The following is a 13,053-nucleotide window of genomic DNA, read 5'->3' as shown; positions in this document are numbered from 1 at the left end:
AAAAGGTGACCTTAATGAAAGAAACAAGAGACCCTTCGCAAATACGTGTCGTTGTCGGCATGTCAGGTGGGGTAGATTCTTCGGTTGCTGCATACCTGTTAAAACAACAAGGCTATGAAGTAATCGGGATTTTTATGAAAAACTGGGATGATACAGACGAAAACGGAGTTTGTACGGCTACAGAAGACTATGATGATGTGATTAAAGTATGTAACCAAATCGGTATCCCATACTATGCGGTTAATTTTGAAAAGCAATACTGGGATAAAGTTTTCACATACTTTTTAGAAGAATATAAAGCAGGACGTACACCAAATCCAGACGTTATGTGTAATAAGGAAATTAAGTTTAAGGCTTTCCTAGAACATGCGATGAGTCTTGGTGCAGACTATCTAGCAACAGGTCACTATGCACGTATTGACCGTAGTGGTGATGATGAAGTATTGATGCTTCGAGGTGTCGATGAAAATAAAGACCAAACATATTTCCTCAATCAATTATCACAGGAACAACTAAAACATGTGATGTTCCCAATCGGTGATATTGAGAAAAAAGAAGTACGTAAAATTGCTGAAGAAGCTGGGCTTGCGACAGCGAAGAAGAAAGATTCGACAGGAATTTGCTTCATTGGTGAACGTAACTTCAAAGAGTTCCTAAGTCAATACTTACCAGCGCAACCCGGCAAAATGGAAACAATGGACGGGGTAGTGATGGGACAACATGACGGGCTAATGTATTACACGCTTGGTCAACGTCACGGACTTGGTATTGGTGGAGACGGTGAGCCTTGGTTTGTGCTTGGAAAAGACTTAGCACGTAATGTACTACTTGTTGGTCAAGGCTTCCACAATGATGCAGTATACTCTACGTCACTAACTGCTGTGAAAATGAGCTATACTTCGACAAAAAAATTGCCCGGGAAATTTTCGTGTACAGCGAAATTCCGCTACCGTCAAACGGACACACCAGTTGAGGTGGAAATTTTAGAGGATGGCCGTACGCATATTACATTTGCTGAGCCAGTACGTGCAATTACACCTGGACAAGCAGTCGTTTTATATGACGGTGAAGTGTGTTTAGGTGGCGGCACTATTGATGAAGTTTTCAAAAATAACGAAAAATTAACGTATGTAGGATGAATTTGTGATGAGACTGCTTAGGCAGTCTTTCGCTACGTAGAGGTGAGAAATATGGATTTTAATGAACAAGGTATTTTGGCTTTTCAAGAAAAACGCTATGAGGATGCGGCACAATTTTTTACACAAGCTATTGAAGCAGAGCCAGAAAATGCGATTGGTTACGTGAACTTTGGTAATCTATTAGCGGTATTAGAAGATACGGAACGTGCAGAGCGTTTCTTCCAAAAGGCGATTACGGTTGATGAAACAGCAGCAACTGCGTACTATGGTTTAGCGAATTTATATTACAATGTTGAGCGTTACGCAGAAGCGGTAAAGTTGTATGAATTGGCAGTTCAGCACAAAATTGAAGGTGCAGATGTTTATTATATGATGGGCAAATGCTTTGAAAAGCTAGAAAATCCAAAGCTTGCTTTACCATATTTACAACGTGCTGCAGAATTAGCACCAGAAGATATGCAAATTCGTTTAGCTTATGCAATCGTACTATGTGCGCTAGAAATGTTCGATGAAGGGAAAAAGGAATTAGACTTCATCATTGAGCAGGATTGGAATAATGCAGATGCACATTATAATTTAGGTGTATTATTTGCGGTGTCTACCGAAAATACAGAAGATGCAATGTATCACTTAAAGCAAGCATTTACATTACAACCTGAATACGATCAAGCGCGTTACATTTACGATATGATCGCACAACGTTTTAACTAAAGAAAAAAACTCGTCAAGCTACTGAAGTTGACGAGTTTTTTTTGCGTATTTTTTTATATACTCAACAATAAAGGCAACAATCGCAGGGATAAGGCCTGTAAACGAAATTAAAATTAGGGATATAAATAGATTGTCTGCTACTACCGGAATATTTCCAAGTGCTAAACCTGTAAATAGCCAAACGACTGTCCAAATAAGTGCTCCGATACAATTATTTATCACAAAGTCTCGGAATTTATAAGAAGTGAAGCCGCTGACTAATGGTACAGTTGTACGCATTAGAGGTACAAAGCGAGAGAATGTGATAGCGATTTTACCATAGCTTTCTAAAAAATTTGTGGCTTTCGTTATCGTCTTTTCTGGAATGTATTTCAATAATGAAAATCGTCCAGAATTTGTTTTTGCTCGTCTTATCATCACACCGATTGTATAATTTTGTGCATCGCCAATCACCGTGGCTAAGAAAAATATTAAAAAGAGTACCCAAACATTTAAATGGCCGATAGCAGCAATCGTACCGCTGGCAAAGACCGTAGAGTCTCCAGGTAAAAATGTTAATACGACAAAGGCAGTTTTCGCATAAACAATAAAAAACAAAACAATATACATCACAAGGCCATATTGTTCAATATATCGATACAATTCGGTATCGATTGATTTTAAAAAGGTGAAGGCTTCTTGCATAGTTGGGGGAAATTCCTTTCTGGTCTACTTTTTTAATGAGTAATACTACTTAGTGCGTACTAAATATTTTGCTAAGTCGACTATAGGTGTTTCACCGAAAGATGAAGGCTCCGTTTCATGTTCTTTTAAAATATTTATTTCTTTATTAAGTCTTTCCATTTTACGATCTAGTTCTGCTGCTTGAAGGGCAGCGTCTTTTAATTCATTGCGGATATAATCGGGCACATCTTTATTATACTTATAGTAAATTTTATGCTCTAAGCTTGCCCAAAAGTCCATAGCAATCGTTCGGATTTGAACTTCTGTATAAATTTTGTCCATGCGATCTGACATATAGATAGGAATTTTGATGATAAGATGTAAACTTTGATAACCGTTTTCTTTCGGTTCAGCGATATAGTCCTTTACTTCTACAACTTCAATATCACATTGATTGTGGAGCATTTCACTTACTTTATAAATATCTTCTACGAATGAACATGTTATACGCACGCCTGCAATATCACGTATGTTTTCACGAATAGCTTCGATTGTGGGCGGAAGGTTCTTTTTCTGTACTTTTTGTAAAATGCTCTTTGCTGATTTAACACGTGTGGAAACGTGCTCTATCGGATTGTAGTCGTGAATCATTTTGAATTCTTCTTTTAAAATATTTATTTTTGTCTCAACTTCACTCAATGCAAATTTATAAGCTAAAAAGAAACGTTTTATATCGGTATGAAATGATTTAAAGGTAGTTAGTTCAGTTTCACTTTTCATATGTCCTAGTATCCTTTCTGCTACATATAGTCATACTTCAGTTAAGAATATCAAAAATCTTCCTGAAATAAAAATAACCACTCCATAAAAAAACCTATTCCTCTAAATAGAAGAATAGGTTTTCTCTTACGCAATGATTTCGGCGTTTAAGTTGTAACGTTTATTAAATTCATCGACAAACACTTTTAAATCTATATATGTACCGATATAGGGCTCAGTTTCTTGGTCGCGTAATAAGCCACAAGTTGCTTTTAGAGATTTCGAGAATTCTAGTAACATTTGCTCGTTATCTAGTTGTATTTGGAGTGATAGTGAGTCGTCTAGTGTATTCACTTTAAAATATTTACCGTCAATAATGCGTTCTAAATTTGTTTCTTGAAATGGGAAAACGTAATCTTTGTATATTAATTTCACTTTACTTCATCCTTTGTACAATATTTTACAACATCTGAATAACTTAAATCACCACCGAAAATAGAAAGCGCGCTACCGATCGTGACGTGGAGTTTACCAGCTGTTATTTTCTTGAATTTCTCTAAATCTGTAAGGGAACGTACACCGCCTGCATAAGTCGTTGGAATCGTTGTCCACTCTGCTAAATCACGTACTAACGTTTCTTGCATGCCACCTTTTTTACCTTCGACGTCTACGGCATGGATAAGTAGTTCATCACAAAAACGTTCGATATAGGCAATTGATTCAGCGTTTACTTCAAAATCACTGAATTTTGTCCATTTATCTGTTACGACAAACCATTTCCCGTCACGCATACGACAGCTTAAATCGATTACAAGATGCTTTTTACCGACTGCTGTTACCAGTTTCTCGAGGCGCTCGGTATCTAGAATACCATCATGGAAAATGTACGAAGTTACGATCACGTGTGACGCCCCAGCATCAATATATTTTTTTGCATTATCTGCGGTAATGCCACCACCTACCTGTAAACCTCCAGGGTATGTACTTAAAGCAGAAAGTGCTACTTCTTCGTTTCCACTACCTAGCATGATGACGTGACCACCTGTTAATTTATCTTGGGCAAACATTTTTGCATAATAGCTAGAGTCATATTCAGAAATGAAATTTTCAATAATTTTTTGATCAGTATGGCCAAGTGTACTTCCGACAATCTGTTTTACTTTGCCATCGTGTAAGTCGATGCAAGGTCTAAATTCCAATTATTTCACGATCCTTCCTATGTTCAAGCGCCGTAGTCTTTATCATAACATGTTAAAGTTATAAATTGCTAAGTATTGTTAATTGTCAAAATAATGTTAAATAATTTGATGTATTTCCATTGTTAATCGAATTTTTATGGCATGCTGTGGTAAAATAAAAAGATTGATGATGAATGAGAAAGGACGAACCGATGATGACAGAAAATCTAGATTTATTTGAGCTGAACAAGCTTTTTATACTCGGCCGTCCCATCGTGTCAATTTTTCATAATACACAAAATATGTATTCAATTGTACGCGTGAAAATTCAAGAGACAAATTTACAATATGAAGATAAAGAGATTATTATTGTAGGATATTTCCCGCCATTGCAAATGGATGAGCAGTATCGCTTTACTGGCGTACTTAAGCAACATCCGAAATATGGCGTGCAGTTTCAAATTGAAACGTTTTCTAAGGAAGTACCAGCCACAGAGCAGGGCATCGTGCACTATTTATCGAGTGATTTATTTGTTGGGATTGGCAAGAAAACGGCTGAAACGATTGTTGAAAAGCTTGGTGCAAATGCACTTCGTCTAATTTTAGAAGACCCAAGTGCGCTGGATGTTGTGCCGCGTTTATCGACAGAAAAAAAAGAAGTAATTCGTAATACGATTGAACAAAATTTAGGGCTAGAACGTGTAATGATTCAACTAAATGAATGGGGTTTTGGTCCGCAGCTAGGCATGAAGATTTACCAAATGTATCGTACAGAAGCGATTCAACTATTAACGGAAAACCCGTATCGACTGATTGAAGATATTGAAGGAGTCGGTTTTTTCCGTGCGGATGAGCTAGGTGCAAAGCTTGGAATTACTGGTAATCACCCTGACCGCATAAAAGCAGCTGTCTTTCATGTTTTAAATACGGCTGCTTTATCGGATGGACATGTATATTTGGATGCGGAGCATGTGTTGCCTCAAGTGAAGGCCATGCTGGAACAAAGCCAAAGAGAGGATATTCCATTTGAGGTGATTTCAAAGGCCTGTATTGAGATGCGTGAAGAAAGTAAAATTTGTGGTGAGGAAACACGATTGTATTTGCCTTCCCTCTACTTTTCAGAGGTAGGCATTGCCTCTAAAATTTTGGGCTTGATTGAGCGCAATGAAAAAGCGACACATTTTAGTAAAGATGAGATTCGTAAGGCCATTGGTGAGACAGAAGAATTTTTAAAAGTCACATACGCAGAAACGCAAGCACGTGCGATTGAGCAAGCACTCAATTCAGCTGTCATGATTTTAACAGGAGGACCAGGAACAGGGAAAACGACAGTTGTACGCGGAGTCGTTGAAGTGTATGCAAAATTACACGGATTGTCACTCAACCCAAAAGAATATGCGCAAAAAGAAGAGCCATTCCCAATTATTTTATGTGCCCCGACTGGACGGGCAGCTAAACGTTTAGCAGAATCAACAGAGCTTCCTGCGATGACGATTCACCGTTTACTAGGCTTTACAGGGCAGGAAAAGGAAGAAGAAACCGAGCGCGAAGTAACTGGAAAACTCATAATTGTTGATGAAATGTCTATGGTCGATACGTGGCTTGCCCACCAATTATTAAAATCATTGCACGAAGATGTACAAGTAGTATTCGTGGGTGACCAAGATCAATTGCCTCCAGTTGGACCAGGACAAGTATTAAAAGATTTACTGGCCTCTAAACAAATTCCGACAGTTGAACTGACAGATGTATATCGACAGGCGGAAGGTTCCACAATAATAGAACTGGCCCACCAAATCAAACGTGGAACAATTCCACAAAACCTAACAGCAAAAACATCTGATCGTTCGTTTATTAAAGCATCCTCTGAGCAAGTAGCGAGTGTTGTGACACAGGTTGTGCAAAGTGCTGTAGCGAAGGGACAAGAAATTCGTAATATTCAAGTGCTTGCACCGATGTACAAAGGACCGGCTGGGATTGATAATTTAAATAAGATGATACAAGAGCTCGTAAATCCAAATGATACAGGAACGAGAAAAGAGCTGGTTTTCGGCGACGTAATCTACCGCATTAAAGATAAGGTTTTGCAGCTCGTCAACCAGCCGGAGAGCAATGTGTTTAACGGTGATATGGGTGAAGTCATTAGTATTATTAAGGCAAAGGAAACGGTTGAAAAACAAGATTTACTCGTAGTGTCATTTGATGGTATTGAAGTTACGTATCAACGTAGTGACTTAAATCAGATAACACTTGCTTACTGCTGTTCCATTCATAAGTCGCAGGGTTCTGAATTCCCAACTGTGATTATGCCAGTTGTACGAGGCTACTCCAAAATGCTAAGGCGCAATTTACTATATACAGGTATTACGCGTGCAAAAAATTTCTTGATTTTATGTGGTGAGCCTGAGGTGTTAGCAAATGGTTTACAGCGTGCGGATGATTTGCAACGTTTTACATCACTTCGTGCACGTTTAAATCCGATGGATATACCTGAGGATGTTTTGGAAGTGGTGGATACACAATCAGTTGTTGAAATAATCCATGAAGAAGAAAGTGTGCTGAATCTGCATCTAACTGTAGAGACCATGCCACATATTCATCCGATGATTGGGATGGATGGAGTTTCTCCCTATGATTTTATGGACGAAACAAAATGAAATTGTTTTTTTTAAGTAGGTAGTTCATCATCGTGACTAGAAAAGAATACTGTATTCTTTTCTTGATGAAATTGAAGATTCTATATGCTGCAACTTAGCAATCTAGAGTTTTGGTGATGAACTATTCATGTTATAATTTGGAAATTAATAGTATGAGGTGAATAAAAGTGAGATTGAAGTGTATTGCATTAGTATTGGTGTTCTTAACGTTGTTACCATTTACGTTAAAAGCACAGGCTAGTGGCACGGTTATACAAACCAACGAGGAGACAGTGGTTTATGATAATCGCTCGGGTTCACTTATCCAAGTCGGAACCCTATCTGCGGGACAAACTTTTGTTGTGAAAAAAGATTATGGTGCCAATTGGTGGCAAATACGTTGGGGTAATTTTGATGCCTTTGTGAATAAGCGTTACACAACTATCGTATCTGCAAAGACGTATAAAAATGATATAAAATTGGCGGTCAACGTAACTAATCACATTACGGCAACTGGCGTAACGCCGATTTTCGACAATACGGGAAGTAAGCTTGTTCAATTTGCAACATTGTCAGAAGGAGTGAAGTACCCGATATATAGTAAAAGTGGCGACTGGTATGGAATTGCTGTAAACAGTCGATTAGGGTTTGTACATAAAAATTTTGTAGAGGAGGAGAAGAATGAGGATACAACGGATAGGCCAACAGCACCGCCTGTACAAAATAAACCAACTACTCCACCTGTACAGAGTAGCCCTAATGGCTTTATAGAGGCAAAGGAAAACGCTGAACTATATGATTTCCGTCGTGAAAATAAGGCTATGGTAATTGCTACTCTGTTAAAGGGGCAACAACTGCAGGTCGAAAATGCGGAAGACCCTACGTATGTTAAAGTTAGCTGGGGAAAAACGTTCGTAAATATTGAAAAATCAAAAGTGAAGTTTGTAAATACGCCTTCTTATAAAAATGTAGGTAAAGATAGTGCGGTCAAAAACGAATACTTCATCCCTATTTCTGGGAATATTGAAATTTATGATAATTCAGCAGGGAAGTTAATTCCGTTTGCGAAGCTTGATCTGAATCGTCGTTATCCGATTTTGCGTAAGGATGGCAGTTGGTATGTTACGACAATTGGCGGTCGAGAAGGCTATATTCATAGCTCGAAAATTGCGTTGGATCGTGGTGTACCTGTATTAATGTACCATCATTTATTGAAAAAGCATGAGTTGGGTCGATTCACAAATGTAAGTACAACGATGACCGACGTACAATTTGCAAATGAGATGCAATATTTAAAAAGTAAAAAATATGAAACTGTAAGTATTTATGAATTACAGCAATTTATGCGTAATGAAATTACATTACCAGCGTATTCTATTGTTCTTACATTTGATGATGGCTTATTATCAACACGTGAGTATGCATATCCAATTTTGAAAAAACATGGCTTCCAGGCGACACAGTTTCTAATTACGTATCGTAATGAGTATTCGCCAGAAGAGCAACGGTTCGACTATACTGATTTACAGTCACTTTCAATACAAGATATAAACAATATGCGTGATGTATTTTCGTACGAATCACACACATATAATTTGCATGATATAATTGGGCGAACAGGGAAAATGCTATTAGTTCCTTATGGTGAAGTGGTGCAGGACTTAAAGAGAAGTTTAGCGATTATTCCAGAAGCAAAAGCACTTGCTTATCCATTTGGACAATATAATACCAATATCATTTATGCAGCCAGAGAAGCGGGCTTTACGATGGCCTTTTCAACAAAGCTTGGCTACAATAATCCGTTTGACGATATTTATCAAATTAAGCGATTATCCAGTGATCAGAAAACAACCTTTGCTCAATACCAAAAAATGGTTTCGCCTTACGCGCAATAACGAAAATCCATTCCGTCACGATGACTGGAATGGATTTTTTTGGTTTGGAGCTCGTCTATGGGTGGAACGAATTTTTACGGGAGGTCATATATTAATTGAGAATTAAATAAACGGTAAAGTTTGGGAGGTGTGTATATGCCAGCAATAACAGGAAAGCAGTATATTGAACGTATTGATGCCTTAAAGACCTATATTTCATTAGATGGGGAAGTTATAAAAGGAAAAGTGTCGGATCATCCTGCGTTTAAAGGAGTTGTGCAAAGTCAGGCAATGCTTTTTGATTTACAACATGGTGATACACAGCAAGGCATGATGACGTATTTGTCGCCAACGAGCGGTGAACAAGTTGGCATGTCATTTTTACAACCATTGACGAAGGAAGATTTAGTGAAAAGAAGACATGCTGCACGCGAATGGGCATTGTCGACGCATGGTTTCATGGGGCGAAGCCCAGATTATATGAACACAACATTGATGGCACTTGCGTCAGCAGCTGAATTTTTGAAAGGTAAGCCTAATTGTTTTCCAGAGCATTTACTTAATTTCTATGAACATGCACGAGAAAATGATCTAACGATGACACATACGTTTATAGAGCCACAAGTAAATCGGCACAAGCTTTACTATGAAGATGAGGAAAAGACGATTGCGGCAAAAATAGTAGGTAAAACGAGTAAGGGATTAGTTATTAAAGGGGCGAGATTGCTTGCCACACAAGGTGGGATTACCGATGAATTGCTTGTAATATCGACAAATGGCTATGATGAAGGAAAAGGTTTTGCCTTCTCGATTCCAAGTGATACAGAAGGTTTAAAATTTCTTTGTAGGCAATCTTTTGTTGGTGGACCATCGACATTTGACCATCCATTAAGCGCTCGTTTTGAAGAAATGGATGCAATTGTTGTGTTTGATGATGTAGTTGTACCGTGGGAGCGGGTGTTTTACTACGAAAATTTAGAAGTGGCTAATCAGTTTATGAATATAAGTGGCTTCCAATCGTTTTCACTACACCAAGTATTGTCCCGCCAAATTGCTAAGACAGAGTTCGTTTTAGGTGTTGTGCAATCGATTGTTGATACCATTAACATTGGAGAATATCTGCATGTTCAGCAAAAGGTTGTTGAAGTGATTGTGGCTTTAGAAACCATGAAAGCACTACTCTTAAAATCAGAGGAAGAGGCGAAGAGAGATAATTTCGGATATTTGAGACCTGATCATCCAACGCTTCAAGTAGCCATTCAAATTTTCCCGAAAGTGTATCCGACTTTTACAGAAATTATTCAACTACTCGGTGCGAGTGGTTTAATGTCGATTCCAACTGAGAAGGCTTTTCAAGAAGATGAAGGTGATCTCGAACAGTACTTACAGTCGGCTCGTGACGGCGGCGAGGAGCGGGTGAAAAAGTTCAGGCTCGCTTGGGATTTAACGATGAGCAGCTTCGGTACACGGCAAACATTGTATGAACGATATTTCTTCGGTGACCCGGTGCGTTTATCGAGTATCCTATATCAATCTTATAGCAGAGAGCATCTTGTGAAGCGAGTGGAGGATTTTTTGCGATAGTCCTAATGAGTTCCGTTGTTAATAAATACGAGGAATAACTTGTAAAATCGTGTATTTTTGCAAGTTATTTTTTGTATTTTGTAACGAATCATCTTTAGCGTAGTCTTATATATGTGAGAAGCTAGATATGCGACAGATTTTGAGCATATACACAGTCTATATTTTCGAGAACAGAAACTAGTAAGAAAGAAGTGATAAAAAGCAAGAGAAATCAATATCAATTTCTCCTGCTCATTTTACTTTTATAGCGTAAACGTACGTACTTCTGCTTGTAATTCTTCTGCGTATTTCTCTAGAGCTTCAGCAGTCGCAGCGATTTCTTGCATAGCAGATGCTTGTTTAACCGTTGCATTTGCCATTGCTTCTACTTCATCTTTTGAAGCAAGTGAAATGTCTTCCACCACTTTCATATCTTCCACTACTTGATGGCTATTCGCAGAAATCATTTTTGATTTTTGTAATACGTCTTGGAGCTGGTCGGTAATTTCTTCAATGAATGTTTTCATTTCATGAAAATTCTCTTCTGTTTGTGTGAACATCTGTAATCCTTTTGAAACTTCACTATGGCTTGTACTCATGGATGTTGCTAGTTTTGACGCCTCACGTTGAATTGCCGTAATGATTTGACGAACTTGTGAAGAGGATTGGTTCGTTTGTTCGGCTAGCTTACGAACTTCATCTGCTACGACTGCGAAGCCTTTTCCATGTTCACCCGCACGTGCCGCTTCGATAGCTGCATTTAGTGCAAGTAAATTCGTTTGTTCAGAAATAGATGTAATAACTGTTAAAATTTCATCGATTTCGTTGACATACGTATTCACCGTTGTGATGTCCTCTGATAATTCGTTAATTTTACCCTCAATCGTTTGCATTTGTAGCTGGGTGGACGCTACGACATTTTGACCGATATCGGCTGTTGCTTCCGCTTTTTCAGCTTTTTGCGTTAAAGCATTTGTATTTTCGTAAATTTGATGAATGTCATCAGAAACTTGTTCCAGTGTATCAAAGCTTGCCACTAATTTGGCAGTTTGCTTGTCGATGCCTTCTGAAACAGTGATGGCAGCCTGTGATACTCGCTCTGTAGCACGTGAGTTTTCATCTGTGATTGCACTTAATTCCTCCGAGGAAGCAAGTAGTGAAGTTGATTTTTCATGAATATGCGATAGTACATTACGCAGTGAATCGCTCATTTTTTGAAAGGCTTTTCCGAGAACGCCGATTTCATCTTTTTTCTTACTTTCCACTTTCGCACGTAAATCACCTGCACTCATTGTTGTAGCTGCGTTAATCATAGAGCCTAGTGAGCGTGTAATTGCGCGGATTATTACATATAAAATTACTCCAAATAATGTTATAGAAATGCATACAACAATTAATGTGGAAATGAAAATAGGTTTTGTCGCATTAACTACTTCACTTTCTGTCATCGCTCCACCGATTTGCCAGCCCGTTAAGATATTTTTTTGCACGAACATTTGCTTATCTTCATTATCTAATGTGTAGCTAATAAAGTCGCTTTCGTCTTCCAGCATAGCTTGTGCCCAAGGTTGTTCAGAAATATCTGCACCAACTTCAAAAGTTGGGTGTGAAATAATTGATTGATTACGACTTATTAAAAATGCATAGCCTTCATTTCCAATATGTATTGTACCAATTAAATTTGCTAGCTCTTCCATTTTAAGATTGACGGCAAAAACACCGTCTGCATTGTCGATTTTTTTAGAAATTGTCACAACCCAGTCACCTGTTGAAGCGGATTGGTGTGGATCAGAAATAACAACCTCTCCATTGGCCTCAATAGCTTGCATGTACCATTCGCGTGTACGTGGGTCAAAATCCTTTTTACCAGATAAACCGAGGTCAGGGTACTGTATCATTTCGCCATTTCCAGTTCCGATGAACGAGGAGACAAGTCCTTTACTCGTATCAAAATGTTGCTGCATGCCTTGTAGTAAAGCTGCGCGGTCATCGTGCGCGATGGTTGCATTAGTTAGTGTTTTACCAAAGTAAGTTACATCGTCGACAATCGGTTCAATATGTTTGTTGATGAATTCATCGACGATTGCAACATTTTGTAAGGCACTTGAATGCATTGTGTCGTTAATTTCATTTTTTGCGACCGAATATGACGTAATAGCAATTAATAGGCTGGGGATGATTAGTGCAAAGAAAAAAGTTAAGCCTAATTTTTTACCAATTGTCATTGTAGTGATGTGTTTTTGTTTGTGCATATTTATCCTCTCCTTGCAATATCGTATCGTTATAGCGAGATACTATTTTAAGTATAACTAATTTATAATGATAAAAAATGTATATTTTGAGAACATTTACATTATCGATATCTGCTTAGGGGAAATTATAAGTGTTGCATATATCATTGTGAAAGAAATCCTTGATGGACGGATTTGGTTATGCTTGATTACAATTTATGAACACCAGTGATTGTAAATATTATTTTTGTTGTTTTTCATCGGCAAAAACAGCAATTATTTTGTCAATCAACATTTTT

At 38.1% G+C, this 13,053-nt stretch carries 10 protein-coding genes; 5 read left to right on the top strand and 5 right to left on the bottom strand.

Going from position 1 to position 13,053, the window contains the following annotated elements; translation table 11 throughout:
- Positions 1-14 precede the first annotated feature (14 nt).
- Together mnmA and ACIQZG_RS00765 are read left to right on the top strand one after the other, a co-directional pair.
- Positions 15-1,139 carry a tRNA 2-thiouridine(34) synthase MnmA gene (gene mnmA, locus ACIQZG_RS00770; protein ID WP_402753251.1) on the top strand — a complete coding sequence of 375 codons (1,125 nt, stop codon included), beginning with the start codon at positions 15-17 and terminating at the stop codon, positions 1,137-1,139.
- 51 nt (positions 1,140-1,190) lie between these two features.
- A complete protein-coding gene (locus ACIQZG_RS00765; protein ID WP_402753250.1) occupies positions 1,191-1,850 on the top strand; it encodes a tetratricopeptide repeat protein in 660 nt (219 codons plus the stop codon).
- 18 nt (positions 1,851-1,868) lie between these two features.
- Here the strand turns inward: ACIQZG_RS00765 and ACIQZG_RS00760 are convergent, their stop codons facing one another.
- The 4 genes from ACIQZG_RS00760 to hisA all read right to left on the bottom strand — a co-directional run bounded on the left by ACIQZG_RS00760 (position 1,869) and on the right by hisA (position 4,471).
- A complete protein-coding gene (locus tag ACIQZG_RS00760) occupies positions 1,869-2,534 on the bottom strand; it encodes a DedA family protein (RefSeq protein WP_402753249.1) in 666 nt (221 codons plus the stop codon).
- Between the two features lie 45 nt (positions 2,535-2,579).
- Positions 2,580-3,293 carry a GTP pyrophosphokinase gene (locus ACIQZG_RS00755; RefSeq protein ID WP_402753248.1) on the bottom strand — a complete coding sequence of 238 codons (714 nt, stop codon included), beginning with the start codon at positions 3,291-3,293 and terminating at the stop codon, positions 2,580-2,582.
- A 126-nt stretch (positions 3,294-3,419) separates the two neighbouring features.
- Positions 3,420-3,707 carry a hypothetical protein gene (locus tag ACIQZG_RS00750; RefSeq protein ID WP_402753247.1) on the bottom strand — a complete coding sequence of 96 codons (288 nt, stop codon included), beginning with the start codon at positions 3,705-3,707 and terminating at the stop codon, positions 3,420-3,422.
- Positions 3,704-4,471, bottom strand: coding sequence for a phosphoribosylformimino-5-aminoimidazole carboxamide ribotide isomerase (gene hisA / locus ACIQZG_RS00745; protein WP_402753246.1), 768 nt, complete (start codon positions 4,469-4,471; stop codon positions 3,704-3,706). The genes ACIQZG_RS00750 and hisA overlap by 4 nt, the downstream gene beginning before the upstream one ends.
- A 194-nt stretch (positions 4,472-4,665) precedes the next feature.
- Between hisA and recD2 the strand changes: the two genes are divergently transcribed.
- From recD2 to hpaB, 3 genes are all read left to right on the top strand, one after another.
- A complete protein-coding gene (gene recD2, locus ACIQZG_RS00740) occupies positions 4,666-7,107 on the top strand; it encodes an SF1B family DNA helicase RecD2 (protein ID WP_402753245.1) in 2,442 nt (813 codons plus the stop codon).
- Positions 7,108-7,274: 167 nt separating this feature from the next.
- The gene (locus tag ACIQZG_RS00735; protein ID WP_402753244.1) at positions 7,275-8,981 is read left to right on the top strand and encodes a polysaccharide deacetylase family protein; all 1,707 of its coding nucleotides are present in this window, start codon (positions 7,275-7,277) and stop codon (positions 8,979-8,981) included.
- A gap of 135 nt (positions 8,982-9,116) precedes the next feature.
- Positions 9,117-10,544: a 4-hydroxyphenylacetate 3-monooxygenase, oxygenase component gene (gene hpaB, locus ACIQZG_RS00730; protein WP_402753243.1), complete on the top strand. Its 1,428-nt coding sequence runs from the start codon at positions 9,117-9,119 to the stop codon at positions 10,542-10,544.
- 242 nt (positions 10,545-10,786) lie between these two features.
- Here the strand turns inward: hpaB and ACIQZG_RS00725 are convergent, their stop codons facing one another.
- Positions 10,787-12,775, bottom strand: a complete 1,989-nt coding sequence (locus ACIQZG_RS00725) for a methyl-accepting chemotaxis protein (RefSeq protein WP_402753242.1) — start codon at positions 12,773-12,775, stop codon at positions 10,787-10,789.
- Between the last annotated feature and the right edge of the window lie 278 nt (positions 12,776-13,053).

The organism is Lysinibacillus sp. NPDC096418, from assembly GCF_044762775.1.
Lineage (GTDB): Bacteria > Bacillota > Bacilli > Bacillales_A > Planococcaceae > Lysinibacillus.
This window is presented reverse-complemented; position numbering and strand designations above follow the sequence as displayed.